Below are 25,508 nucleotides of genomic sequence, written 5' to 3'. Positions count from 1 at the left end.
ACGGTGTCGGCCTCATCTCCGTCGAGTGGGCGCCCTTTTCCGTCGAGTGGGCGCCGTTTTCCGTCGAGTGGGCGCCCTTTCGCGTCGAGTGGGCGCCGATTCTCGTCGAGTGGGCGCCATTTCTCGTCGAGTGGGTGTGCTTTTTCGTCGAGTGTGCGTCCGGGTTGCCTCTTTGGGCACGCCTGCCGATCTCACGGCCATGCGACTGCGCACACTCGACGCGAAGGGGCGCCCACTCGACGCTCGTCGGTCCGGCAGCGCTCATCCGCCGACGAAGAAACCCGTCAGCGCCGCGGCCGGGTGTAGTGCCGAACTCAGGTTCGCCGCGCTCAGCAGTCCCCATGCCGCTGCGCCGAGCAGGCAGGCGGTGACGGCGGCGGTGCGGCGCAGCCGCGATGACCGGGATGCCGTGCTCGACCGGCGAATGAGGTATGCCCCGACGGCCAGGAGCACGACGGTCAGCAGCGCGGCGGCGACCGCCACGACGACGTGATAGCGGGCGAAGTCGTCGACGAGGACGGTCAGGGCGGGATGCGCGTCACCGGAGGCCGGATACCCGCCGAGGGCGTCACCGACCGGCCGGGCCGCGCCATTGCCGCTGGGCAGGAAGGACAGCACCGATGACAGCGGGGCCAGCGTCCCCTGGATGTTGGCGACCAGCACCACCGTTGCCAGTGATGCGGTCAGCGCCGCCCCGCCGGCGCCGACGGCCGACCACCGGGATGGGCTGTGCGACCGCCACCGACGGTACAGACGAACCGACAGCATCAGCGACAGCGCGAGAAGTGCCACGGCGAGAACGGCTTTCGCCGCGTGGAAGTGCTGCCACTGGGCCACCAGGTGTGCCAGCTCCGGGGTCGGTGCCGACCGGCCGGACTGCCAGTACTCGGCGACCGCGGCGCTCGTCGACGCCGCCGCGCGGGCCGGCGCCAGGTCACCACCGGCCACCATCGCGGCGGGCACGGCGAATGCGCAGATTCCGACGATGGTTGTCGTCACGATGAGAGCCGTTGTGGGCAGCCGGTATTCACCGGCACGGTGGTGTGATGAGCGGTGTGTCATGGTGGGGGGACTCCTGTGTGTCGGGCCGCGACGTCGTCGCTCCATCGTGCCCGATCGGCGGCGGGGTGACGTAGCGTGTGGCCATGTCGACGTTGGAGATCGTGGTTCGGGGTAACGCGCGCGAGGTGTACGAGCCAGAGCTGGCGCGAGTGCGCCTGGTGGTGAATGTGTCCGGTGAGCAGCGCGATGCCGTGTATCGGCAAGCCGTCGAGGTGCACGCCCGGGTGACCGCCGCGGTGGCCCACCTCGCCGAGCAGTCGGCGGTGCGGGAGTGGACCTCCCAGAGTGTGTGGGTGAGTTCCCACCGCCCCTACGGCCGGGACGGCAAGCTCCAGGATCCCGTGTATTCGACCGACATCGGCATCGACGCGACCTTCGTCGACTTCGATGAACTGGGCCGTTTCGTGGATCGCTGGGCCACCGAGCCCGGTGTGGATGTCGGTGGCGTGCGATGGGCGCTCGGAGAGGACAGCCGGCGTGGTCATCAGGTCGAACTGCGGCGACTGGCCGTCGACGATGCGGTGGCCAAAGCTCAGGCCTACGCCGACGCGGTCGGTCGGGGACCGGTGGTGGCCACCCAACTTGCCGACCCCGACATGCTCTCCGGGCCGACGCCGACGGCCCGCGGGATGGTGCTGGCCGGCGCTCCGATGGACTCCGGTGCGGAACTGGATCTGAGGCCGGGCGACATCGAGATGACCGTGGCCGTGGATGCCCGGTTCGTGGCCGAATGATCTCCTCGCTCAGCGGACGCACCTGAGAATCTCCTCAATCTCGGTGCGCGTCGGCGCGTCTACGCAGCGTCGACGTCGGATCACCCTAGATTGTGGAGTGGCCTCGTGTAACCAGAGTGACAGAAAGGGAGAGCCATGCCCACCTCCGTCTTATGGGTCTGCCTCGTCGCAGTGTGGCTCTTCGTGCTGGTTCCGATGGTCATCAAGGGCCGCCCGCAGATGAAGAAGTCCACCGATGCGGCCAGGGCGACCCGCCTGCTGCACCGCGGCGGCACCCGCACTCGTACCGCCCGGCGTCGTGCATCGGGCGCACATCCGCATGACCCGTCGTGGAAGTCCGAGCGCGTGTCGAGTCGCCGCTCGGCCACCGCAGTACTGGACGCCGACGACGATTCCGACGAGGACGTCGACGATGAAACCGCCACCGACAGCGCGGTAGCCGCTGCCGACGCCACCGATGACGTGACCGCCGACGCCACCGACGCAGCCGCAGAACAGGATTCCGACACCGACGAGCAGGACGCCGAGGATGACGTGCTCACCGGCGAGGTCGAGACCGAAGTGGCGACGGCGGCCGACGCCGACGCACCTGCCGCGGTGACGGTGACGCGCGTCGAAATCGACGTCGTCGAGGTGGAGATCGAGGAGATCGATCTCGTTGAGGCCGCCGACGACGAGTATGACGCCGACGACGAGTACGACGCCGACGACGAGTACGACGCCGACGATGAGTACGACGACGAATACGAGGACGACGAGTACGAGGACGATCTCGACGACGAGTACGAGGACGACGACTACGAGGACGACGCCGAGTATGACGACGATCTCGAGGACGAGTACGCCGACGACGACGTCGACCTCGACGACCCGCACGACGACCTCGACGAGGTGGAGGTCCGGCCGGCCGCCAAGAAGGCCGACCGGGCAACCGAACCCGCCCCAGAGATCAAGCCGGACAGGAAGTCTCGTCGACGCGCCGCATACTCGATCGACACGCAGGGAGATGCCCTGCGGTACAAGGAACGACAGCGGGTCACCCTCACACTGATGGTGCTCGTCATCGCCGCCGTCGTGAGCGGTGTGGTGTTCGGCCTGTACGGCTGGGTCGCCACCGGCGTCACCGGTGTCGTGTTCCTGGCCTACATGTTCTATCTGCGTCGAACGGTGAAGGCGGAGCAGCAGATTCGGGCCCAGCGCATCGCCCGGGCCCGTCGCGCGGCCCGTGAGGACGATGAGCGTCGGCGTCGTGAGGAGCAGACACCGGAGTTCGCCGCGACCCCCGCCCCGGCTCGGCTACGACGTCCCGGCGGTGCGGTGGTCCTCGAGATCGACGACGAGGACCCGGTATTCGATCATCTGCCGCCGTTCCAGCGGCGTCGGGTCATGCGCGAAGACCCGGACTTCCGGCAGGCTGCGGCGGGCTGACGTCGACCGACTCCGGGTGCTCGGCAATCCACGTGCGCCCGGCCTTCACGGCGCGGCACAGGGCAAGGCGCTCACCGACATACAGTGACGGGGCGCCGATCAGCGGAATCCACGACAACGTCGAAAAGGGTCGACGCGGTTGCGGTCGGCGGCCCATCTCGTCGTCGACCTTCCGGAGGATCTGTCCGGTGTTCCAGAGCATCCGGATCGGTGAACGCCCCTGGCGGGGAGCCGAATCGGGTCCCACCGGTGAGACCGCCGACGGCAATGCCTCATCGGGAAGGTCGCGGCCGCACAGCACCGACGCGAGAAGCCGTGTCTGCCAGGCGCGGTCGGTGACCCCGTACTCCCGGGCGACGGCGACCAGGACGATCGCCTGATTGGCGAATCCGAGCGGGGTGGCGATGGGCAGGAACTTCACCCACGCACCAAGCACCCCGGGGTAGGCGAGCGCGATGGTGTTGATCGTGCCGATGCGGCTGATCCACCAGTCGGCACGTTCATTCATGGACAGTTGCGTCCAGCCCTGGGTGCCCGGCCAGTCGGCGACGTCGAGAGCGGTGGCCAGTGCGTGCTGCACCCTCGCGACCGGCCCATGGGGTTCGGGGTCGTGCGCGAAGGTGTGTTCCTTGAGGTGCAACGGGTCGCGCTCGGCGAGCAGATCCAGGAGCGGATCGATGACGCCGATCGCCTTGTCCAGTGCGGTCGCGAGTTGTTTGTCGGTCATGGAGGCCACGTCTGCGAGCGTAGCGAACGGGTCGGTGTCAGTACCGTGACCAGCTGTTTGTGAGGACTGTGCCGCGTGCTGCTAGAGTGTCTGAGGCTGGTCGCGAGACCGGCACGGGGCTATGGCGCAGTTGGTAGCGCGACTCGTTCGCATCGAGTAGGTCAGGGGTTCGATTCCCCTTAGCTCCACAGAACTCACCAGCTCAGACGGCCTCTCCCGGATTTCGGGAGGGGCCGTTTCTGCTCTCCGACGCCCTCCGGAGCATCGTCGCCGACCACGGTCGTGCTCATCCGCGGCTGTAGTTGCCGTGCCTGCGCTCTTCTTCGACCAGTTCCTTGGTCCGCAGGAGCCGCAGTGATGTCACGAGTACGACTCCGCCGACGATGTTGAACAGCACCGCGTACCAGAACCATCGGAGCCAATCGACGATGCTGACGTCGGCACCCGAGAAGATCCCGCCGAAGATCAACAGCGAGTCGAGAACAGAGTGGAACAGTTGGAGGCCGGCAAGGAGAAACGCCGCACCGACGCACGCCACTATCCGGGCGACGGGCGAATCGGTGCCCTGTTGCATCCGCGTCAGTAGGGTCATGGTGCTCCCGCCGAGCACCGCCAGGCAGATGGATTGCAGGTTGAGGGGCGCGTGGACGAAGTGTTCGGCCGACTCGGCCAGCGTCGCACTCCATTCGGGAAACGCGCGGGTCACGATCCACATCATGATCGCACCACCGACCAGATTGGCCGCCAGGGTGCCGATCCACAGCTTGCCGAGGTCACGCAGCCTGCCGTCGCGTGATACGACTGCTGCGATCGGCATCAAGAAGTCTTCGGTGAACAACTCGCTGTGTGCGAGGTAGATGGCGATGAGTCCGATGGCGAACGCCACGCCGGCGAGAAGGTGATTTCCGGTCTGGTGGAGCACGGCAAGCATCGCCATGATGCCGACCGACACCTCGATCCCGCCGAACAGGCCGGTGACAAGGACGGCGCGTCCGGTGCGGTGCAGGCGTTCGGCACCTTCGGTGACCACCGCTTCAAAGCTGCGTTCGAGTTCGTCTTCGACGGGTCCGTCGTTGGGGCCGATCCGTCGGCGCTTCGCATCGTCACTCATCGTTGCCTACGCGCCGACGACCGGAGTCCGCAGCGCCGTCGTCGACACCGGTTGTGCCATCGTCGGCAATTCCTCTCGGACGTCACAGGTCGATCGTAGAAGACACCGACGGCGAATCGCCGGAACAAATCCCAACACGCCGTGAAGGATTGGCTGGGTGCACACGGAGAGTACTTCCATCGTGAGGTCGTTCGGTCCAGAGTTCGTCGCAGCCTGAGTGAGCTTCCACCTCGAGAATCATCACATCGAAAATGGACAGTTCGGGTCGTGCCACGGTGTGAGCGGCCGGTCGGACAAGTGCCGCGTGCTCGGCCACGTCCCCACACTCACAGCCCGTCTGCGCCTGCCGATGCCCCCGGCGCCACCGGCTCCGCCAGATCCCGGCGTCGCGGTCCCGCCCGATGCGGAACCGCCGTTGCCGCCGTCACCGCTGAGCATCTCGCCGTCGATGGCGTCGCTTTCCCGGTGACTGTTGCTGTGCCGCTGGCATTTCCGCCATCTTCACGGTGATGGACATGGGTGCTGCGTTCATCGTGTGACGACTGTCAAGGATCGATATCGGCTGGGTCCCAGTGAACTCGGGCGCCTCAATGAAACTTGACCCTCAGTGAACTCGACCGCGAAGCGGATTGTGTCCGGTTGTGCAATCTCGGTGAGATGTGACCGGACAGGCGCTACCGAGGCCGGGCAGGGTTGCCCGGTCCGCAACCGGGTTGCATGATGGACGAAGGGGTTGGGATCGGCGTGCGCACCACGGCCAGGCCGAAGACTGTCAGGACCACGGGCGAGGATTGTTGTGCAGGGGACCGCTCGGAACGACGATGCACTCGTCGATGACCGGCTCGTCATCACGGTGCTGGTCGGTTGTCTGCTCTTTCTCGGCGTCGGGCTGAGTCGACTGTCGGTCGATCACACTCGCGGTGCGGTCCCCGCGTCGATATTTGCGCTGGCCACCGCCGGTGTCCTCGGCGTGGTGACGCTGGTGCTGTGGCGCCGGCCGGGCGTCATCACCCCGCGGAATGCGGTGTGGGCGGTGACATTTACCGCGATCGTGGTGGGTGCGAACCCGGTGGTGTACACGTTCTGCACCGGAATCGCCTATCCGTCGATCGGCACTCTTCTCTTGATCGTGGGTATCGGTGCCCTCGTGCCCTATCCACGCGTCGCCGCGGCGCTGATCCTCACCCTCAATGTGATCGCGGTGCTGTGCGCGATCCGCTACCCGCAGGCGGCGTCGGTCGGTCTGGTCGCCATGCAACTGCTCAAGGCCGACCTGCTCGCGGTGATCATCGCCGTCACGTGGCGACGCACCGAACGCCGGTTGCGTGACGCCAACGAGACGATCCGGCAGATGGCGGTGACCGACGACATGACCGATCTGCTCAACCGCCGCGGATTCATCGAACGTGGGGGCCGATATCTGAACGACGCCGAACACCGTGGCCGGCACCTGCTGCTCGCTTTCGTGGACATCGACGGACTGAAACAGATCAACGACTCGCAGGGGCATGCGGCCGGCGACGTGACCATCACTGCGGTCGGTGGATCGCTGCACTGGGTCCTCGACGACGGAGATGTGGCCGCACGCATCGGCGGCGACGAGTTCGCGGTGCTGATGGCCGCCGACGACGCCGACACCGTCCGCGCCCTGCAAACCCGTCTCGAGCAGGGGCTTCGGGAGAACGGTCACCCGGTGACGGTCGGCTGGGTGCACCACGAGCCGGGGTACTCCGGCACCCTGGAATCGCTCATCGCCGAGTCGGACCTGACGATGCTGTCCATGAAACGGTCGAATCCCGGGTTCTGATCGGCATCGTTGCGATCCGCACCGACGAGATCTGCCGGTCGGCTGGTTCGTCCACAACTGGACCAAGCACTTGTTAGGTTGGCGGTATGAGGTCGAGGGGTATCGTCGTCGCCGTTTCCGTCATCGTTGCCGCCGTGGTGTGTGCGCTCGGACCGGGTGGGGGTGTCGCGCGGGCGGCGCTTCCGGTGTCCTACAACTTTCTCGGCGGCATCCCGTCGGAGCTCGCCCACCCCGGTGGATCGCTGCCCGGGTCCAACGATTTCACCTGCACGCCGTCCGCGGCACATCCCAATCCCGTTGTGCTGGTGCATGGTACGGGTGGGGCGCAACAGACCAACTGGGGAACGTATGCGCCGCTGCTGAAGAACGAGGGCTACTGTGTCTTCGCGTTGACCTACGGCACCATCGACGGGCTGCCGTTCCCGTTCACCGCGATCGGCGGCATGGCGCCGATGCAGGACAGCGCCGCAGAGTTGGGGCGCTTCATCGCTCGGGTGCTGGACGCGACCGGGGCGCAGAAGGTGGACATCGTCGGCCACTCGCAGGGCACCGTGATCCCGGACTACTACGCGAAATACCTTGGTGGGCAGGGAAAAATCGACAAGTATGTCTCACTCGCGCCGCTGTGGAACGGGACCACGCTGGCCGGAACCGATCTGATCCTGCCGCTCGTCCGGCAACTGGGTGTGCCGGCCGACGGATTTCCGATCTGCAACGCCTGCGGTCAGTTCGACGCGGCGTCGCCGTTCATGACCAAGCTGCGCGACGGCGGGATCTACCTGCCGAACATCACCTACACCAACATCTCCACCCGCTACGACGAACTGGTGGTCCCCTACACCTCGGGACAGCAACCCGGTGGCGCCAACGTGCACAACATCGTCGTGCAGGACGGATGCCCGGTCGACTACACCGAGCATGCCGGTCTGGCCGGATCGCGGCGCGGTGCGTATTTCGTGCTCAACGCCCTGGATCCGGCGCATCCTCGTCAGGTTCCCTGCGACCGGGCCGCACCGATCACCGGAAGTACGTTCTGACGCAGTCGATCTGAGCTCACGCCACCCCGACCGCCCGTAATCCGGCGGCGGTGGCGGCGGCGAGTACGACGACCACGACGATCGGTGCCTTGCACAGTGCGGCAAGCACTCCCACGGCCACACCGGTCGGTCGGGCCCACCCGGCGACGTCGTGACCGCTGTAGATCGCCCCGGTGAGGGCGACGGCCACCAGCAGCACCACCGCCGCCCGATCCAGCAGTGCGGCCGCGGCTGCGGAGACCCGCACCCGACTCCGCAATGCGGGCCCGGCGATCCGCAGTAGGTAGGTGCCCACGGCGAGGACCGCCACGCCGACGGTCAGGGCCACCGAGTGGCTCATCGCGGCACCTCCATCGGGACTTCCTGGTCGAAATCATCTGCGGCCGCGAGGTTCTCCGGCTCGTTGTGAATCCGGTACCGCGCCGTGGCGGCGACGCCGACCAAGGCGATGAGGACGGGGACGCCGGCCGGCACGAACGGCGTGGCCGCGAGTGCGGCCGCACCGCCGATGGCGGCGGCGCCGACGACGGCGCGATCACGCAACGCGGGAATCGCCAACGCCGCCAACAACGCCGGGAACGCGGCGTCGAGTCCGAGGGATCCGGGTCGGGCGACCACGTCGCCGATCACCGACCCGAGTGCCGCCCCGGCCGGCCAGCACACCAAAATGCCTGTGCCGCAGAGGAAGAAGACGGCCCGCCCGCGTCGCCGATCGGATTCGGCGGTGGCCAGGGCGGCGGTCTCGTCGTTGATGAGATGCGCGCCGAGCAGCATCGGTACGCCCCGATCGAGGTGCCGACCCACCGCCAGGCCGTATCCGAGGTTGCGGGTGTTGACGAGCAACCCGGCGGCCGCGCCGAGCAGTGGTGCGCCGCCGGCGGCCAGGACCGCGACGAACACGAACTCCGACGATCCGGCGAGCACGACGGTCGCGATGATCGTCAACTGCCACCAGGTCAGGCCGGCGCCGTGGCCGGACACCCCGTAGGACATCCCGATCACCAACACCGACAGGCACATCACCGCGACGGCACGCACAGTGGGCGCGTCGAGTGTGCGCCACGGACGCCACCGGTCGGCATTCGTTCTGTCTGATGAACGCATGGCCGCTATGATGAACCTTATGGTCAATGTTCGTCAAGAAGGACGATCGTTCGATGAACCGGACCCCAAGAAACTCGTTGCCGCGGGTATCAAGCGCGAGCGGGCCCGCGCCGGGCTATCGCTGGGGGAGCTCGCGCGGCTGGCCGGGGTCGGCAAGTCGACGTTGTCGCAGCTCGAGTCGGGTGAGGGCAACCCCAGCGTGGAGACGATGTGGGCGCTGAGCACCGCACTGGGAATTCAATTCTCGACGCTGCTCGACGCGCCGGAACGTCGTGTCGAGGTGATCCGCGCGGGTCAGGGCTCGGTGATCGCCGCCGCCGACGCCGATTACCTCACCACCTTGCTGTCGGCGGCGCCACCCGGCGCGCGCCGCGACCTGTACCTGATCCGGGCCGAACCGGGTGCCCCGCGCCGATCCGAACCGCACGCACGAGGCGTCGTCGAACACGTGGTGCTCAGTGCGGGACGCGCGCTCGTCGGCCCGCAGGACGAGCCGGTCGAGATCGGTCCCGGCGACTACATCTGCTACCCCGGCGACGTCGCGCACATCTTCGACGCACGCGAACCGGGCACGGTCGCGGTGATGATCAGTGAGGCGATGTAGGACTGAGGCGATGTAGGACGGATGCGATGTAGGACTGAGGCGACGTAGCAACTGTCCGGCGCCGATACCGGGTGGTGTCAGCAGGTGTGGCAGCGTGCCGCGGCGAGTCTGCGGTTGAGGCCGAAGGCCAGCCACGGGCGCGAACCCCAGCAGACCGCGCGTCCACCCAGCACCGCCGGCATCGCCGAGAACCGGCCGTGGGCGGCCAGGACCACCGACACCGGATCGACGCTGATGATCACGTCGGGCCGACGCGGCTCGGCCGGATCGATGTCGAGGTAGCCGTCGGTGAATTCGTAGACGATCCGCTCGCGGGTGCCACGGATGCGGACCTGGTAGGTGGCCGTGTGGCCGCCGCACAGATGATCGTCGGCCCACGGGCGCAGCAGTTGATGACCGCCGCGGGTGACCAGGGGGGCGATTGACGGGTCGATGGTCCAGCGCGCCCCGAGGACTCGCGCGATGTCCCGGCCACGCACGGCGATCTCGCCGATCAGAATGCCGAGCGCGGTGTCGGAGCGGACGAGCCGGCGCCCATCCATCAGCATCATCGGTACCCGGGCGCCGAAGTGTCCGACGGTGTCGAGGAGTTCGTCGAGATCGGAGAGGAACTGCTCGGCGAGCGTCCCGGTGTCCCGGGTCGTCAGGTTCGCGATCTGTTTGGCGTAGATGTCGGCGAGTTCCCGCGGGTGGCGTGGCCATTCGTCGACGCCGTGGGCGAGATCGAGATACCTGCCCGGTTCACAAGCGATGTGTCCGACGCAGTCGGCCAACGACCAGTTGCGATGCGATTCCACACGCACATCCGGGGAATCGACGTCACGCACCATCTCGGCGAACTGGCTGCCGAGACCGCGTGCCGCATCGATGTAGTCGAAGCGAGAAATCGTCTCGCTCATCAGGCGCACCCCCTCATCGCGCCTGAACGTTACTCGTGCCCGGCCCAAATCGCACCGGTGGAAACCAGACCTGAGTCTGAATTGTGATCGGGGTGATGCCGGGGGCAGGGGAGGCGACCCGGCGGGCCGATCAGCGTCGTCCGACGCGCAGCAACGAGCGCCGCGAGGAGGCCCGGACCGGCAGACGACCGGATTCCAGATCGTCGACGAGGGAGGCCACCGTCTCACCGGAGTCGGTCTTGTTGGTGCCGATGAATCCGGACGGTCCGCGTTTGATCCAGCCGGTCACATACATCCCCGGAACCGGACCCGACTCGTCGCGAACCCGCCCGGCGTCGTGCGGGATGACGCCGCGATCGGCGTCGAACGGCAGGCCGGGGACCGGACGGCCGCGATAGCCGATCGAGGTGAGCACCAGACCCGCATCCAGGAGTTCCTGGAACCCGTCCGGCCGGTCGACGACGACCCCACGTGCCCGACCGTCGACGACCGTGATCTCACGCGGTGCACGGCCGAAGGCGAACCGGATGTGCGGCCCGGTCGGTACCGGCCGGGCCGCGATCTCGGCGAGCACCTCGAGCTTGGTCCGTGACGTCGGATCTGTCGTCGACCCCGGCGACGGCAGATCCTGCGCGTCGACGGTGACCGGGATGCCGCCGTCGACGAGGCCGACCAGCTCGGGCAACGTGAACGCCGCATGTTCGGCGCCGCGGCGGCCGAGGACGGTGACCCGTCGGACCCCGGACGTGCGCAGCGCGGAGAGTGCGGTGGCCGAGATCGAGGTGTCGGCCAGATCGTCGGGGTCACGCACCAGGATGCGGGCCACGTCGAGGGCGACGTTGCCGGTGCCGATCACCACGACCTCGCGACCCGACAGGTCGACGTCGAGATCGGCGAAATCCGGGTGATCGTTGTACCAGCCGACGAACGAGGTCGCACTGGTGACGCCGTCGGCATCCGCGCCGTCGATCGGCAGGGGTTTGTCGGTCGGCGCACCGCCGGCCCAGATCACCGCGGTGTGACGTCGGCGCAGCTCATCGAGGGTGACGTCGCGCCCCACCTCGGTGTTGAGCTGGATCTCCAGGCGCGGGTTGCGGGCGATGTCGTCGAACAGCCGCATCACCGAGCGGGTGGACTGATGGTCGGGGGCGACCCCGAACCGGGACAGGCCGAACGGGCGGTCGAGGCGTTCGTACATGGTGACGCTCACCTGCGGATAGCGCAGCAGATCGTCGGCGGCATACATCGCCGACGGCCCGGAGCCGACGATGCCGACCGACACCGCGCCGTCGACGTCGAGGGCGTCGGGATGCGCGATGGGGGCCAGCGGCAGCCGGCGGCCCGGATCGACCGGGAAGCGGGCCTCGGTGAGCCCGATGTCGGGTCCGGCGGCCCCCGACCGGGTCATGCCGTACATGCTCGCGTTGATGTCGATGAACCGTTCCTGCCCCTCGGTGAGGCGATGCCCGGCGCTGATCGCGCCGACCGGGCACGCGGTCACGCAGGCGCCGCAGTCGACGCAGGTGTTCGGATCGATGTAGAGCATCTCGGCGATGCCGAAGTCGGGCTCGTCCGGGGTGGGATGTATGCAGTTCACCGGGCAGGCGTAGACGCAGGACGCGTCCCCGCAGCAGGCCTGTGTGACGACATGAGGCATGAGGGAGGTGTGCTTCTTCTCAGTCGGTGGATCGTCGGCAGTGGGATCGTCGGCGGCTGCGGCTCAGGGAGCGGTGTAGATCGGCTCGCTGCGGAATCGCGACGACCGGCCGGAGATACCCAACGCACGCCACAACACCCGCGACACCGGATTCATCAGCCCGCACTGATCGCCGAGCATCCGGACGTCACCGAAGACATTGCGCCGCACTCGTTTGGATTCCTTTGAGCGCCAGAAGATGTCGCGCATCACCGAATCGGGGATGTCGAATTCGCGGCGGAAGGAACGCGGCGGCACCATGATCGCCCCGAGCAGGATGCGCATCGTCAGCGGCAGCATCAGCGACAGGATGAACCGCTGGACCGGACCCTTCTGCGGCACGGTCTCCCGCAGGTGATGGTGCGCGAAGGAGATGTGGCGGGCCTCCTCGGCGACGTGCAGCTGCATCACCGCGGCCATCGCCGGGTGTAGATCGTCAGTGGTGCGCAGGAAGTCCTTCTGCAGGTGATCGATCGGCTCCTCGCCACCGAGCACGCCGAAGAAGAAGACGGTCGGGAAGATCGTCGAGGCCAGCGGCACGAACATGGAGATGCGACGGTAGAACTTCTTCGCGCCGGGAACGTCCATCCCGATGCGGTTGACCAGCTCCTGGAACATCAGGGTGTGGTTGCACTCCTCTTTGGATTCGTGCGTGGTGTAGCGGAACTGCTTGTCGCCGTTGTCGAGCTTGAAGCTGTACTGCATGAGTCCGCGGATCAGGATTGACTCGAACTGCAGACCCACCTTGGCGACGTTGGCCTGACGCCACATGCCGATGGCGATCTGCGTGTCCTCCGGCTGCGCCTGATACCAGGCACTGCGCCCGATGGGGTCGACGTCATACGACAGAATCCAGCGGCGATCATGCGGGATGACCGCCATCTCGGGTGCGTCCCAGTCAATGTCGAGGTACGGATCGAAGTTGCGGTGCACCGATGCGGCCGACAGATCCTCGAGAACCTGCTGGTAGTCGCCGTCGGTGGTGGCCTTGTCGTGCTCGGGCACGTAGCGCAGTACGTCGGTCATGGCTGATGCTCCTGTTTTCGATGGCGGCGCAGGTGGGTGACGGCCGCAGCGATTCGACAACAAACGTTGTCACGACGGTAGGCGGAAGCCGTCCTGTGTGTCAACAGTCAATGGCACAGTCGCAGGTGTGGAAAGTGTCCTCATGTTCTCGGGTGCGGACGACACGGCACCAGGTGGCCGCGACGCGACCATCCGAGAGAACATGTGACCCATGGACAAGATCCTGATCGTCGTCGGCGCCATCCTGCTCATCGTCGCCGTCATCGAGATCAGCCCCCGGGTGCGGGTCCCGTCCGCGCTGGCGCTGGTGGTGATCGGCGCGGTCATCGGCATCCTCCCGATCGTTCCCGAGGTGCATCTGGACCCCGAATGGATTCTCGTGGGCGTGCTGCCACCGCTGCTGTACTCGGCGGCGGTACAGATGCCCGCGATGGAGTTCCGCCGTGACTTCGGCGCGATCAGTGCGTTGTCGGTGGTGCTGGTGCTGATCAGCTCGGTTCTGCTCGGCCTCTTCTTCTGGGCCGTGGTGCCCGAGATCGGCATCGCCACCGGCATCGCGCTGGGCGCCATCGTCAGCCCCACCGACGCGGTGGCCACCTCGATCGCCAAGAAACTCGGGGTGCCCTCGCGGGTCACCGCGGTCCTCGAGGGCGAGAGCATGCTCAACGACGCGACCGCCCTGGTGCTGCTGCGGGCGGCCGTCGCGGCGATCGCGACGACGATCTCCTTCGGCGGGGTCGTCGTCAACTTCGTCTGGGCGGTCGTCGTGGCGGTGACGATCGGTGCCCTCGTGGGGGCGCTCAACCTGCGCGTCCGGGCCCGGGTCAACGATCCCGCGGTCAACACGGCCATCTCGTTCACCGTGCCGTACCTGGCCTATCTACCCGCCGAGCAACTCGGTGCATCCGGGCTGGTCGCCGCCGTCACCGCGGGCCTGATCACCGGTGCCGGCGCGGCCCGATTCCTGACGCCGAGCCACCGCATCTCCGACACCCAGAACTGGCGGATGGTCGAGATGCTCGCCGAGGGCGGCGTGTTCTTCCTGATGGGGCTGGAACTGTTCGCGCTGATGCGCGATGTGCAGCAGGAGCGCACCGGTGTCACCCACGCGATCTGGCTCGGTCTGGCGGCTCTCGGTGTGGCGCTGGTGATCCGGGCGATCTATGTCGTGCCCACGGTGTGGTGGCTGGAACGACGACGCCGCCGCGGCGACCGAATCCGGCCGGTGCTGGAGGGTTTCACCGCGACACCGTCGCCGACCTCCCCACCGGACGGGGAGGGGGTGGTGAGCCGTCGGCTCTCGAGGTGGCGTTGGCGGGCCCGGTTCCGGCGCCACAAGAACCCCGACCTCGCCGACCTGTCCTACGTGTCCCCGGAGACCGCGGGGCGGATCAACGCCCGCGTCACCCGGGCGCTGGCCGACATCGACTACTACGACGACACCCCGGTCGGCCCCAAGGAGGGCGTCATCATGGTGTGGGCGGGCCTGCGTGGCGTCGTCACGGTGGCCGCCGCGCAAACCCTGCCCACCGACACCCCGGCCCGTTCGTTGCTGGTGCTGACGGCCTTCGTCGTCGCGGCGGCGTCGCTGTTGATCCAGGGCGGCACCCTCGGCTGGCTGATCCGCACGCTCCGCCTGCCCGACACCACTGCCGACGATCGGGCCGAGCGGGTCCGGCTCCGCCGCGAGATGGACGAGGCCATGCAGAAGGCGATGACCGAGTCGGAGAAGATCCGGGCGATCCCGTGGATGCGTGACCGCATAGAGCAGGCGACCCGGGAGGCCGAGAACTCCGCGGACGGACCCGGATCCGGCGTGACGAGCGGCCTCAGCCAATCCGAACGGGTACAGATGCGGGTGGTCCGCCGCGAGATCATCGCCGCCCAACGACGCCGCCTGCTGCGCCTGCGCAGCGAGGGCAGCTACTCGTCGGAGGCGTTGTCGCGCATGCTGAGTCAGCTCGACGCCGAGGAGATCAGCCTCGACATCCAGGCGGGCTGACGCCGTCTTTCGGTGAGGCGGTCCGTCAGTACGGCAGCAGCGCCATCTCGCGGGCGTTGCGGATGGCGGTGGCCACCTGCCGTTGCTGCTGTGGGGTCAGGCCGGTGACCCGTCGCGACCGGATGCGCCCACGATCGGAGATGAAGTGGCGCAGGGTCGCGACGTCCTTGTAGTCCACCGTGGCCGGGCCGCCGTCGGCGGCCTTGAGAGCGCGCAGCCGGTTACGTGGGCGGGCGGGTGTGGCGAGTTCGCGCGAACGACGTCGTGCTGGTTTGGGCATGATCTTCCTCGGGTGTCAGATGTGGGGATGGGGGTCCGGTGATGTCACCAGCTCGACTTGTGGATGCCGGGCAGTTCGCCGCGGTGGGCCCGCTCGCGGAATCGCACGCGCGAGAGGCCGGCCTTGCCGATGTAGCCGCGGGGCCGCCCATCGACGCTGTCGCGGTTGCGGATTCGGATGGGGCTCGCGTCCCGGGGCAGTGCCTGCAGCCGCCGCATCGCCTCGGCCCGCTCCTCCGGGCTCGCGGCCGCGTCGGCGATCGTCTGCTTGTATGCGGCACGCCGTTCGGCGTACTTCGCGACGGTGGCCTTGCGGCGCTCGTTGGCGATGATCTTCGATTTCTTGGCCATCAGCGGTCCTCCTTGAAGTCGACGTGGCGTCGGGCGATCGGGTCGTACTTGCGCAGCACCATCCGGTCGGGATCGTTGCGCCGGTTCTTGCGGGTGACGTAGGTGTAGCCGGTGCCGGCCGTCGACCTGAGTTTGATGATCGGCCGGATCTCGTTGCGCGCCATCAGATCTTCTCCCCACGCGCCCGGATCTCGGCGACCACGGCCTCGATGCCGCGGCGGTCGATGGTCTTGATGCCCTTCGCGCTCACCGTGAGGGTGATGTAGCGGTCCTCGGCGCGCAGGTAATAGCGCCGGCGCTGGATGTTGGGGTTGAACCGGCGCGAGGTGCGCCGGTGTGAGTGCGACACCCTCTTGCCGAATCCCGGCGTGCGTCCGGTCACCTGACAATGGGCAGACATGCCCACCTCCTTGCTGTTTGCGATCCATGCGAACCGTCTTATTGGTAACGATTGGCATTAACGTCGTCGAGCAGGCTACCGTGGGGCATCGTCAAATGGAAATTGTTATCAACAAGGAGTCATGGTGGAGTTCGAGTCGACGGCGACATCCGGTGATCTGATGCCGCCCCGCACACCGGTTGTCCTGGTGACGGGGCTGGATCCCGAGGCGGTCGCCCGGACCGCCGACGCGCTCGTGGTGGCCGGCACCACCCTCGTCCATCACGACCTCGACGCGGTCGGGTCGGGACGAGTGGTCCGCACCGTGCGAGCGGTCGACCTCGACGGCAGCGAGATCACCCAGGTCACCGAGGTCAACCTGGCGCACGGATGCGTCTCATGCACCCTGCGACTGGACCTGCTCCCGCTGTTACGCCGGCTGCATCGGCGAAGCTCGGTGGAAAACATTGTCATCCAATTGGATTCGGCACTCGAGCCGGAGGCCGTCGCGTGGGCGATCGACGAGGTCGTCGTCACCGACATGCCCGGATTCATCGACGCACCGGCCGGCGGCGACGTCGTGATCGACGCGACCATCGCCTGCGTCTCGGAGTCGGACTGGCTCGACGCCGCGACCGGGGACGAGACCCTCGGCGGCGACGGTGATGACGGCGGCAGCGGTGAGGACGACGACCGCACCCTCGCCCAGGTGGCCGTCGCCCAGGTCGGATTCGCCGATGCACTGGTGGTCGCCGCCGCCGACCCGGCGATGCGCGACCAGTGGACATCGGCCCGGACGATGGCGGTCCTGCGACGACTGGCGCCCCGGGCACCGATGGTGATGGAACTGCCGCAGCGCCCCATCCGCCCGCTCATCGCGGTGCAGTTGTTGCGGGCCATCCCCGAGGGCGCACGCCGCGGTCGCATCGACGGTCCACACGACCCGCTGCTTCGTGATCGGCCGCCACTGGAGGAGGAGTGCGGCGTGCGCGTCGTCGAATTCACCGCCGAACGGCCCTTCCATCCGCAGCGACTCCACGCCGCCCTCGACGTCCTGCTCGACGGTGTCGTCTGCACCCGGGGACGGATGTGGTTGGCCAACCGGCCCGACGACGCCTTCTGGGTCGAATCCGCCGGCGAAGGCCTGCGAGTGGCGATCGGCGGTCCGTGGCTGGCGGCGATGTCGGCGCAAGAGCGTGAGTTCGAGGACCCCGAACGCCGGGCGATGGCCGCCCTGCGATGGGACGCCGAACACGGGGATCGCCACAGCGCGCTGGTGATTCTCGCGCACCGCGCCGACCCCGACACCATCACCGGCACCCTGTCGGAGGCCGTGCTCACCGACGCCGAGATGGCCGACGGGCAGGCCCTGTGGATGGCCTACCCCGATCCCTTCGGCGTGGCCCACTCCGACCCGTGTGACGACCTCGAGCAAACCGATCGGCGAGCGCCCGCCGCCGACGGCACCACCGCTACCGATACCGACCGAAAGGGCCAGCAATGAAACCAGGCATCCACCCCGACTACCATCCCGTTGTGTTCCGGGACGCCTCGACCGGAAAGCAGTTCCTCACCCGCTCCACCATCGAATCGGACATCTCGGTCGAGTGGAGTGACGGCAACACCTACCCATTGGTCGTCGTCGACGTGACCAGCGATTCCCATCCGTTCTGGACCGGGGCCGCCCGTCTCGTCGACACCGCCGGACGTGTCGAACGGTTCCGGCGTCGGTACGCCGATATCCCCCGACACGCGCCTCGCGGTGGTTCCGCGACGCCCACGCAACGGCCCGAATAGGCCTTCACCAGCAAGGACTTGGTGTAGTACGTTCGGCTGGTTGGCGGTCGGTCGAGTGCGCGGACGGGTTAGAGTTACACCCGTCCCGCACTCGACCTCACTGGAGGGAACATGCGTCCGCGCGTCCCGAGCCACCGCCATCTGGTGCGACTCGCCGTACTGGTCGCGGTCATGGTCGGCGCCCTGCTCGCACTCGGCGGCCCGGCGCTCGCCGAGACGACGGCCCCACCGGCGCCGCCCGTCGTCGACACCGGTGAACCCGGCCAGGGGGACCCGGGTGGTAGCAGTGAGGTGACCACCCCGCCGGAGGGCACCACGCCGCCGGAGGTGACCACCACCGAGGAGCCGCCGCCGGTCACGACCACACCGCCGCCGGTGTCCACGACGACGGTGACCCCGCGGACCGTCCCGACCACGGTGGCGCCCACCTACACGCCGCCGATTCCTGAAGCCACCACCAGCACCACGCCGCGAACCTCCGCCCCGACCACGGCGACGCTGAGCAAGAACGTCGTGCCGGTGGCGCAATCGACGCCGACCTCGTCGAATATTGCCTACATCATCGTCGCAATCATCGGAATCGGCGGCGCCGCAGGCATTCTCGGCTATCTGCTGATCACCAAGATGCGGAGCCGGCGATGACCACCCGGGGCCCGGCACCCCAACCCGGTCAGCCCCAACCCCGTCAGCCCCAACCCCGTCAGCCCCGCCCCGGCCGTCCGGGGGCGCCGCAGTACCCACCGCCGCAACGTCCCGGGTACCCGGTTCCGCCCGGACCCGGACCCGGACCCCGACCGGGGCAGTATCCGCCCGGTCCGCGTCCCTCGTCGGTCCCGGCGCCCGAACCCGGCGACTTCGCGACCGCCCACATCGGACGCACCCGGGGGACCGGCGACCTCACCCCCGAGTTGGTCGACACCGACGTGTGGACCGATGCCATGGTCGAGCAGGCCGGAATCCCGGTCATCGATGTCCCCTTCGTGACCGTCGGATCGGGCATCGGCTCCTTTGTGACCGTCGATTACCTGCGCATCTGCGGCGTGCCGCTGGACCGTATCGCGGTGCTCGGCCCCCAGGATGTGCCGTGGCACTCCTACGAGTATCTGACCCGCGTCTCGCAGATCCCGCGTGGGGAACGGCTGCGCTCCGACTCGGCGTCGACACCCGACAACATCTGGGGTTTCCCGTCGTATGCCACCCGCGAGGCGTGGGCCACCAAATCGATCAAGCCGCTGTGGAACGTGGCGGTGGAACCGATCTTCGCGAACTACTACACGCCCAAGGCCGGGCACGCGTTCGAGTCGATGGAGAAGGAGTGCAACCGGATCGGCTACCTGCAATGCCTGCGGCAGGGGCAGGTCCGGATGATCCGACGCCGCGCCGGCGGCGGGTACTTCACGATCCTCACACCGCCGCAAGGCACTTCACCGACCAAGCGGGTCGCGTTCCGCAGTCAGTGGGTGCACGTGGCCATCGGCTACCCGGGCATCAAGCTGCTGCCGGATCTACAGGCCTTCCGCGAGACCTACCGGGACGCCAGCAAGGTGGTCAATGCCTATGAGCCACATGAGCACATCTATCAGGCACTGCGACGACGACCCGGCATTGTGATGATCCGCGGCGCGGGCATCGTCGCCTCCCGGGTGTTGCAGCGACTCGTCGACGACCGCGACGCCTACGGCCTGCAGACGCAGGTGGTGCATCTGTTCCGCACCTACGTCGACAAGGCGCACGGACCGCATATATTCATGCGCCGCAAGGGAAAAGACGGCTGGGCCTATCAGGGGTTCAACTACCCGAAGTCGGTGTGGGGTGGTCAGCTCAAGGCCCGGATGCGCAAACTCGAGGGCCACGACCGTGCCGAGGCCTACAAGCAGATGGGCGGCACCAATACCCCGGTCCGCAACGACTGGCAGGAACAACTCAAACGCGGCCGCAGGGAGGGCTGGTACCGGGTGGCGGTCGGCAAGGCACAATCCCTCGTCCCTGCGCACGGCGGCCAGGGCGTGGTGGCGACGGTGAAGGTCGACCCGCACGCATCGATCAAGCAGGAGGCCGGCCCGGACGGGACGTTCGAGCTCTACGCCGACTACGTCATCGACTGCACCGGGCTGGAAGCCGATGTGCGCGAACATCGTCTGCTCGCCGACCTGCTCGATCACACGGGTGCCGGCATCAACCCGGTGGGCCGGATGGACGTGGAACGCAACTTCGAGCTGATCGGCACCCGCAACGGCAACGGCAGGATCTACGCCTCGGGTTCGGCCACCCTCGGTGGCTATTTCCCCGGCGTCGACACCTTCCTCGGGTTGCAGATCGCGGCGCTGGAGATCGTCGACGACCTGGCCGAACAAGGGTTCTGCAAGAGACTCTCACCATGGCGGTCGACCCGACAATGGTGGCGATGGGCGCGTGGGAAGGGAGTCGACTGACATGCTGCCAACCCTGTGGGGCCGCATCCAGACGCGAATCCTGGTGCTGGGCATCGTGGGTGGGATCTGGACGCTCATCATCGGGCCGTTCCTGCCCGACGGTGCGCCCATCGGCAAGACCTACATCGGCGCGTACATCGTGCTCGCCACGGTCATCGTGCTCGGCGTCGCCTGGGAGTTCATCTACCACTTCCTGCAGCAGTTCCGATGGGAAAAGGACTGGCCCACCCTGTTCGGTCTGCTCACCGGTATCAACGAGGGCATCGCCACCTGGTTCGTGGTGAAGTATGCGCCGATCTTTCCCGAGGGCACCGGACCTCCTTCGCCCGGGGTGTTCGCGATCCAGTTCGGGACGACCTGGCTGGTCGTGTGGATCATCCTCAACGGCCCGCTGCGAGCGATCTTCCCGCACTGGAGATTCCAAGGAGGTCGGTTCTTTTGAGCGCACCCGCACCCAGTCCGAGTGTGACCCCGACGGTGACGTTGGTGCCCGGATCGGGCATCGTGATCCGCAAACCCGCATTCCTGTGCGTACTCGGGGAGTCCTCACGCGTCCTGCTCCCCGAGATCCTGGCCATCGAGACCTCCGTGGCCACCCCCGACCGGATGCCGCGCCGCGGCCGGCACGTCGTGCGCGCCCTCGCTCAACTGGTCGCGACCGCCGATCTTGATCACCCCGCCGACATCGGCTTCGCCGCCCCCGACAGCGTCGGGATCGCCATCTATCTCAGTGGATCGGTGTTCGGTGAGGCCGACGGGCGTCGACTGCGCGCGAGTGCGACCGGCGAACCGTTCGACCGGGCCATCCCGTGGCCGTACGAGGGACTCGGGCTCTACCTCGCCGGTGCGGTGCCCGCCGAGCCCGGCGAGGAGACCTACGACCTCGTCGAGGGCCACGTTCCCGCCGCCGGCGCCCTGCTGCACACCCCACTGGGGATGCGCGGCACCGAGGTCTACGACCTCAGCTCTCGTGCCGGGGCGGCCGAAGACCATGCCGATCACGATCACGGCGATCACGACGATGCCGACACCGCCGATCACATGCACGCCGATCAGATGCACGAGGTAGGCGATCGCGCCGACGACGCGATGCGGTCCGCGCCCCCGCGCCCTGCACCGCCGGCACCCGAACCCGAGCCGGCCCCGGAGTCCGAGCCGAGCCCGGAGCAAGAGCCGGCTCCCGAATTCCGTTCCACCCCACTGATGTCCAAGCCGCCGGCGCCCGAACCCCGTGCGCCCGAACCTCATGCGCCCGAGCCGTCCGCGCCCGAACCGACTGCACCCGAGCCGCGGGCGTTCCAGTCGACACCACTCGGTGTCGATCCGGAGCCCACCCACCCCGAACCGCCGCAACCGCCGGCGCCGCAAACCCCCCACCAGCCCTGGCCGGCGACGCCACCCCCGGCACCGACCCCACCCCCGCCGCCCGCCCCACCGGCGCCAGAGGAGCCGATCGACTTCAAGGTCGACTCCCTGCAGGACGTCCTGCCCGAACAGCGTGACCCGCTGCCGGTCCAGGCCAAGCAGAAGTCGGCCACCGAGGTCGTCAAACTGCCCGAATCGCGGGCGCACGTCCACGGAATCCGTTGTTCGCGAGGGCATCTCAACCATCCCCGCTCGTGGCTGTGTGGAGTGTGCGGCATCCGGATGGATCAGCTGACCGGCATCCTCGTCGAAGGCGAGCGGCCGCCGCTGGGCTGGCTGCTGCTCGACAACGGTTCCACCTACCTGCTCGACGAGGACCTGGTGATCGGCCGGGAACCCGGAACCAGTGGTGGCCGCGGCAGGTCCAACCCGAAACCCATTCGCGTGCAAGACGAGTCCGGGCAACTCTCCCGCCGGCACATCGAACTCCGGCTGGTCGAGTGGGACGTGCACCTGATCGACCTCGGCTCGGCCAACGGCACCTTCGTCAGCGACCCTGCTATGGGCAGCCGCGAGATCCGGTTGGCTCCGCGCCAGCCGCACATCCTTTCGCCCGGTTCGCATGTGCGAATCGGCGGCCGTCACTTCATCTTCGAATCCCCCCACGCCCGGACGTGACGGACGAGAACCCCATGGGCGTGTGATGATGGACAAACACCTGGTGGCCTTCCTGCTCCTCGACGTCGCGGTGATCATCGTGGCGGCGCGGATCGGTGGCCGCATTGCGGCTGCCTGCCGCCAGCCCGCGGTGGTCGGTGAGATCGCCGCCGGAATCGCCTTGGGCCCCAGCCTGCTCGGTCTGCTGCCCGGCGATCCGACCGAAGCGCTGTTTCCCAGCGACGTCCGGCCCCTGCTGGGTGCACTCGCCCAGATCGGGCTGGTGCTGTTCATGTTCATCGTCGGGCTCGAACTCGACATGCGACTGATCGCGGGCCGCGAACGGGCCGCCGCCACCATCTCCCTGTGTTCGATCGTGGTGCCCTTCGCCCTCGGAGTCGGACTCGCGGTGGTCCTCTACCCGACGCACGACGTCGTCGGCGGTCAACAGATCGGCCTGCTCGGGATGGCCCTGTTCCTCGGTATCGCGATGTCGATCACCGCGTTCCCGGTGCTCGCCCGCATCCTCACCGACCGCAACATGCAACGCACCCCACCGGGCGTGTTCAGCCTCGCCGCCGCCGCCGTCGACGACATCATCGCCTGGACCGCACTGGCTTTCGTCATCGCGATCATCTCTGGCGGCAGCATGTCCGAGGTGGCCAAGATCGTCGGCCTGACCGTGGTGTACGTGGCCGTGATGTTCGGGATCGTCCGGCCGCTGCTGCGGCGGCTGATCACCTGGCGCGACGCCGCCGGACGCATGACACCCGACATCCTCGCGGTGATCCTCGTCGGCCTGTTCCTGTCCGCGGCGGCCACCGACGTCATCGGCATCCACCAGATCTTCGGTGCGTTCGTCTTCGGAGCCATCATGCCCAAGGTGGGCGGTGAGGCGCTCACCCGCGAGATCCTGGAGCGACTCGAGCAGGTCAGCGTCCTGTTGCTGCTCCCGATGTTCTTCGTCGTCACCGGACTGAGCGTCAATCTCGCCGACATCGGCGCAGGGGGATGGTGGCAACTGCTGCTGGTCCTCGCGGTGGCCATCGTCGGGAAGTTCTCCGGCGCGTTCCTGGGTGCGCGGCTGTCGGCGATACCCAACCGTCAGGCGTCGGCGATCGCCGTGCTGATGAACACACGCGGTCTCACCGAGCTGGTGATCCTCACGGCCGGAAAGGAACTGGGCGTCCTCTCCGACGAACTGTTCGCGATGATGGTGGTGATGGCGCTGGTCACCACCGTGCTCACCGAACCGCTGCTGCGGGTGGTCTACCCGGATTCGGTGGTCGCCCGCGACATCGCGGCCGCCGAACGCCGGGCCCTGGCCACCGGCAGCGCCTCACGCACCATGATCGTGCTCACCGACCTCGACGCGGATGTCGACGACCTGCTCACCCGGCACCGGCGTGCCTTCGCCGCCGGTGCGGGTACCGACGTCGTGCTGGCCGGGGTACTGGCCACCCCCGGACGGGATCAACGCCTCGAACTCGGTGTGCCGCTGGTGCCCGACCTCTCGGCGATGGCCTCGGCGGTGGAGAAACTCACCGCTCTGGGGGCCCGCCTGGCCGGTGCCGGATCGGTGTCGGTGCTGTGCCGGTTCAGCGCCGATCCCGCCACGGATCTCGAGGAGATGGCCGCCAACAGCGGCGCCGACGTCGTCGTCGTCGACTCCGACGCGCTGCCGATGGTCGAATCGGTCACCAGCGCACCGATTCTCGTCATCGACGAGACACCGGCGGCCGGGCGTGGTCCGTCGTCGACCTCCGCACTGGTGTGCGCCGCCGCGGACAGTCGCGCCGGGCGCACCGCCGTCGTGGTGGCCGCGTCGCTGGCGTACGGCGGTGGTGCGGACCTCACTGTCGTCACCGCATCATCGCGTCGCCGCATGTCCGCGGATCTGTCCGGACTGTCCGTTCTCGGCGTGCGGGTGACGGTCACCGACCGCACCGATGCGCTGATCATGCCGGGCACCCTGGTGCTGGTTCCCGACGACGCCGAGATGGCCACGGTCCCTGCCGCATACACCGTCATCGACCGGACGGGAACCTCGGAACGATCATTGTCAGAACGCATCGAGGAACGCTTCGCCGGCCAACCACCGGTCACCGAAACCACCACCGTCGCATCACCCGAGAGGCACTGAGATGGCCACAGTCGATGTCCCGCAACAACTCGCGGACTTCACCGTCTTGAGCAAACTGGGCGAAGGCGGCAACGGCACCTTCTACGTCGCGGTGCCGCCCGCCCGCCTCGGCTTGTCGACGGATCGCGTGGTGCTCAAGGTGTTCAGCGGGGTCTGCAGCGACGACGCCTACCGCCGTGGGGTCCGCGAACTGCGGGCCTTCGCCGCGGTGCGCTCGCCCTATCTGGCGTCGCTTTACGACGCGGTGCTGCAGGGGCAGTTCATGTATGCGATGGAGTACTTTCCGCTCGGCTCGTTGCAGGCACCCACGAACCCACTGACCCGTGAGGTCGCGCTCGGTGCGCTCGCCGACGCCGCCCGCGGCGTCGACGCGCTGCACGAGGCCGGGATCGCGCACGCCAACATCACCCCGTCGAGCGTCATGATCACCGAAAGTGCCGACGGCACGCACCGTCCGGGCGGCAAGATCTCCGATCTCGGGCTGGCCCGGGTGCTGGCCGCCGACGAGCCGATCACCAGCTTCGCCCAACCCGGCGCGGTGCAGTACATGGACCCGGCCCTGCTGGCCGGCGACGTGCCATCGCGGGCCACCGACATCTGGTCGCTCGGTGCGGTGCTGCACCGGGCGCTCACCGGCAGCGGGGTCTACGGCGACGTGCCGGATGCGCAACCGCTTCTGGCGATCCGGGCGGCGCTGTCCACGCCGCCGGCACTGTCGGAGAACCTCAGTCGCGAGGAACGCACCCTGATCGCCAATTGCCTGGCCCTGTCCGGGGAACGACCCACCACCGCCGGTGAGGTGGCCGAACGGATCGGTCGGCTCGCCCGCTGACCGAGAACCCGGGCTGACCGGAACCCGGGCCGCCCG

The 25,508-nt window shown here is 67.9% G+C and carries 26 protein-coding genes and 1 tRNA gene; 15 read left to right on the top strand and 12 right to left on the bottom strand.

The features are described from left to right. Window positions 1-261: 261 nt before the first annotated feature. Window positions 262-999 carry a hypothetical protein gene (locus ACWETB_RS02005; RefSeq protein WP_452208922.1) on the bottom strand — a complete coding sequence of 246 codons (738 nt, stop codon included), beginning with the start codon at window positions 997-999 and terminating at the stop codon, window positions 262-264. A 146-nt stretch (window positions 1,000-1,145) separates the two neighbouring features. On the opposite strand from ACWETB_RS02005, the gene ACWETB_RS02000 reads away from it, so the two are divergent. Beyond that, on the top strand, window positions 1,146-1,796 hold the full coding sequence (locus tag ACWETB_RS02000) for an SIMPL domain-containing protein (RefSeq protein ID WP_452208920.1): 651 nt from the start codon (window positions 1,146-1,148) through the stop codon (window positions 1,794-1,796). A gap of 135 nt (window positions 1,797-1,931) precedes the next feature. Beyond that, window positions 1,932-3,224: a divisome protein SepX/GlpR gene (gene sepX, locus ACWETB_RS01995; protein ID WP_452208918.1), complete on the top strand. Its 1,293-nt coding sequence runs from the start codon at window positions 1,932-1,934 to the stop codon at window positions 3,222-3,224. Here sepX and ACWETB_RS01990 read toward each other — a convergent pair. Further along, the gene (locus ACWETB_RS01990) at window positions 3,181-3,960 is read right to left on the bottom strand and encodes a hypothetical protein (protein ID WP_452208916.1); all 780 of its coding nucleotides are present in this window, start codon (window positions 3,958-3,960) and stop codon (window positions 3,181-3,183) included. The two genes, sepX and ACWETB_RS01990, sit on opposite strands and share 44 nt — an antisense overlap. Before the next feature lie 106 nt (window positions 3,961-4,066). Here ACWETB_RS01990 and ACWETB_RS01985 point away from each other — a divergent pair. Beyond that, window positions 4,067-4,139: transfer RNA gene (locus ACWETB_RS01985), tRNA-Ala, on the top strand. 98 nt (window positions 4,140-4,237) lie between these two features. Here the strand turns inward: ACWETB_RS01985 and ACWETB_RS01980 are convergent. Further along, window positions 4,238-5,062 carry a formate/nitrite transporter family protein gene (locus ACWETB_RS01980; RefSeq protein WP_449744278.1) on the bottom strand — a complete coding sequence of 275 codons (825 nt, stop codon included), beginning with the start codon at window positions 5,060-5,062 and terminating at the stop codon, window positions 4,238-4,240. Window positions 5,063-5,858: 796 nt separating this feature from the next. On the opposite strand from ACWETB_RS01980, the gene ACWETB_RS01975 reads away from it, so the two are divergent. Both ACWETB_RS01975 and ACWETB_RS01970 read left to right on the top strand, forming a co-directional pair. Further along, on the top strand, window positions 5,859-6,869 hold the full coding sequence (locus tag ACWETB_RS01975) for a GGDEF domain-containing protein (protein ID WP_452208914.1): 1,011 nt from the start codon (window positions 5,859-5,861) through the stop codon (window positions 6,867-6,869). An 86-nt stretch (window positions 6,870-6,955) separates the two neighbouring features. Then, window positions 6,956-7,906, top strand: a complete 951-nt coding sequence (locus ACWETB_RS01970; protein WP_452208912.1) for an esterase/lipase family protein — start codon at window positions 6,956-6,958, stop codon at window positions 7,904-7,906. 16 nt (window positions 7,907-7,922) lie between these two features. Here ACWETB_RS01970 and ACWETB_RS01965 read toward each other — a convergent pair whose 3' ends face one another. Together ACWETB_RS01965 and ACWETB_RS01960 are read right to left on the bottom strand one after the other, a co-directional pair. After that, window positions 7,923-8,246 (bottom strand): AzlD domain-containing protein, encoded by a 324-nt coding sequence (locus tag ACWETB_RS01965; RefSeq protein ID WP_449744281.1) that lies wholly within the window; start codon window positions 8,244-8,246, stop codon window positions 7,923-7,925. Beyond that, a complete protein-coding gene (locus ACWETB_RS01960) occupies window positions 8,243-9,010 on the bottom strand; it encodes an AzlC family ABC transporter permease (protein WP_452208910.1) in 768 nt (255 codons plus the stop codon). The genes ACWETB_RS01965 and ACWETB_RS01960 overlap by 4 nt, the downstream gene beginning before the upstream one ends. A 19-nt stretch (window positions 9,011-9,029) precedes the next feature. Between ACWETB_RS01960 and ACWETB_RS01955 the strand changes: the two genes are divergently transcribed. Then, entirely contained in the window at window positions 9,030-9,614 is a 585-nt protein-coding gene (locus ACWETB_RS01955; RefSeq protein ID WP_449744283.1) for a helix-turn-helix domain-containing protein, read from the top strand. Between the two features lie 77 nt (window positions 9,615-9,691). On the opposite strand, the gene ACWETB_RS01950 is transcribed toward ACWETB_RS01955, so the two are convergent. The 3 genes from ACWETB_RS01950 to ACWETB_RS01940 all read right to left on the bottom strand — a co-directional run bounded on the left by ACWETB_RS01950 (window position 9,692) and on the right by ACWETB_RS01940 (window position 13,235). Next, the gene (locus ACWETB_RS01950; RefSeq protein WP_452208907.1) at window positions 9,692-10,513 is read right to left on the bottom strand and encodes a hypothetical protein; all 822 of its coding nucleotides are present in this window, start codon (window positions 10,511-10,513) and stop codon (window positions 9,692-9,694) included. 130 nt (window positions 10,514-10,643) lie between these two features. Continuing rightward, window positions 10,644-12,170, bottom strand: a complete 1,527-nt coding sequence (locus ACWETB_RS01945; protein WP_452208905.1) for a 4Fe-4S binding protein — start codon at window positions 12,168-12,170, stop codon at window positions 10,644-10,646. Between the two features lie 63 nt (window positions 12,171-12,233). Then, window positions 12,234-13,235, bottom strand: a complete 1,002-nt coding sequence (locus ACWETB_RS01940; RefSeq protein ID WP_452208903.1) for an AurF N-oxygenase family protein — start codon at window positions 13,233-13,235, stop codon at window positions 12,234-12,236. A gap of 211 nt (window positions 13,236-13,446) precedes the next feature. On the opposite strand from ACWETB_RS01940, the gene ACWETB_RS01935 reads away from it, so the two are divergent. Then, the gene (locus ACWETB_RS01935) at window positions 13,447-15,237 is read left to right on the top strand and encodes a cation:proton antiporter (RefSeq protein WP_348802977.1); all 1,791 of its coding nucleotides are present in this window, start codon (window positions 13,447-13,449) and stop codon (window positions 15,235-15,237) included. Between the two features lie 25 nt (window positions 15,238-15,262). Here ACWETB_RS01935 and rpsR read toward each other — a convergent pair whose 3' ends face one another. From rpsR to rpmB, 4 genes are read right to left on the bottom strand one after another with little or no spacing between them, the layout of a single operon-like run. Continuing rightward, window positions 15,263-15,517 carry a 30S ribosomal protein S18 gene (gene rpsR / locus ACWETB_RS01930; RefSeq protein WP_348802976.1) on the bottom strand — a complete coding sequence of 85 codons (255 nt, stop codon included), beginning with the start codon at window positions 15,515-15,517 and terminating at the stop codon, window positions 15,263-15,265. 44 nt (window positions 15,518-15,561) lie between these two features. After that, a complete protein-coding gene (gene rpsN, locus ACWETB_RS01925; RefSeq protein WP_452208900.1) occupies window positions 15,562-15,867 on the bottom strand; it encodes a 30S ribosomal protein S14 in 306 nt (101 codons plus the stop codon). Continuing rightward, window positions 15,867-16,031, bottom strand: a complete 165-nt coding sequence (gene rpmG / locus ACWETB_RS01920; RefSeq protein ID WP_348802973.1) for a 50S ribosomal protein L33 — start codon at window positions 16,029-16,031, stop codon at window positions 15,867-15,869. Before rpmG ends, rpsN begins: the two co-directional genes overlap by 1 nt. Continuing rightward, on the bottom strand, window positions 16,031-16,267 hold the full coding sequence (gene rpmB, locus ACWETB_RS01915; RefSeq protein ID WP_452208898.1) for a 50S ribosomal protein L28: 237 nt from the start codon (window positions 16,265-16,267) through the stop codon (window positions 16,031-16,033). The genes rpmG and rpmB overlap by 1 nt, the downstream gene beginning before the upstream one ends. Window positions 16,268-16,388: 121 nt before the next feature. On the opposite strand from rpmB, the gene mrf reads away from it, so the two are divergent. The 8 genes from mrf to ACWETB_RS01875 all read left to right on the top strand — a co-directional run bounded on the left by mrf (window position 16,389) and on the right by ACWETB_RS01875 (window position 25,472). Then, window positions 16,389-17,750 carry a ribosome hibernation factor-recruiting GTPase MRF gene (gene mrf / locus ACWETB_RS01910; protein ID WP_452208896.1) on the top strand — a complete coding sequence of 454 codons (1,362 nt, stop codon included), beginning with the start codon at window positions 16,389-16,391 and terminating at the stop codon, window positions 17,748-17,750. Further along, entirely contained in the window at window positions 17,747-18,043 is a 297-nt protein-coding gene (locus ACWETB_RS01905) for a type B 50S ribosomal protein L31 (protein WP_452208894.1), read from the top strand. Before mrf ends, ACWETB_RS01905 begins: the two co-directional genes overlap by 4 nt. Before the next feature lie 111 nt (window positions 18,044-18,154). Beyond that, window positions 18,155-18,685 carry a hypothetical protein gene (locus ACWETB_RS01900; RefSeq protein ID WP_452208892.1) on the top strand — a complete coding sequence of 177 codons (531 nt, stop codon included), beginning with the start codon at window positions 18,155-18,157 and terminating at the stop codon, window positions 18,683-18,685. Further along, window positions 18,682-20,475, top strand: a complete 1,794-nt coding sequence (locus ACWETB_RS01895) for a hypothetical protein (protein WP_452208890.1) — start codon at window positions 18,682-18,684, stop codon at window positions 20,473-20,475. The genes ACWETB_RS01900 and ACWETB_RS01895 overlap by 4 nt, the downstream gene beginning before the upstream one ends. Before the next feature lies 1 nt (window position 20,476). Next, window positions 20,477-20,917 carry a hypothetical protein gene (locus ACWETB_RS01890; RefSeq protein ID WP_452208888.1) on the top strand — a complete coding sequence of 147 codons (441 nt, stop codon included), beginning with the start codon at window positions 20,477-20,479 and terminating at the stop codon, window positions 20,915-20,917. Next, the gene (locus tag ACWETB_RS01885; protein ID WP_452208886.1) at window positions 20,914-22,518 is read left to right on the top strand and encodes an FHA domain-containing protein; all 1,605 of its coding nucleotides are present in this window, start codon (window positions 20,914-20,916) and stop codon (window positions 22,516-22,518) included. The genes ACWETB_RS01890 and ACWETB_RS01885 overlap by 4 nt, the downstream gene beginning before the upstream one ends. 28 nt (window positions 22,519-22,546) lie before the next feature. After that, window positions 22,547-24,640 carry a cation:proton antiporter gene (locus ACWETB_RS01880; protein ID WP_452209202.1) on the top strand — a complete coding sequence of 698 codons (2,094 nt, stop codon included), beginning with the start codon at window positions 22,547-22,549 and terminating at the stop codon, window positions 24,638-24,640. A 1-nt stretch (window position 24,641) separates the two neighbouring features. Next, window positions 24,642-25,472 carry a protein kinase domain-containing protein gene (locus ACWETB_RS01875; RefSeq protein ID WP_452208884.1) on the top strand — a complete coding sequence of 277 codons (831 nt, stop codon included), beginning with the start codon at window positions 24,642-24,644 and terminating at the stop codon, window positions 25,470-25,472. Window positions 25,473-25,508 lie beyond the last annotated feature (36 nt).

The sequence above is a fragment of the Gordonia sp. NPDC003950 genome, assembly GCF_053605205.1.
The sequence above is the reverse complement of the archived record's forward strand: the minus strand, read 5'-3'. Positions and strand labels throughout refer to the sequence as shown.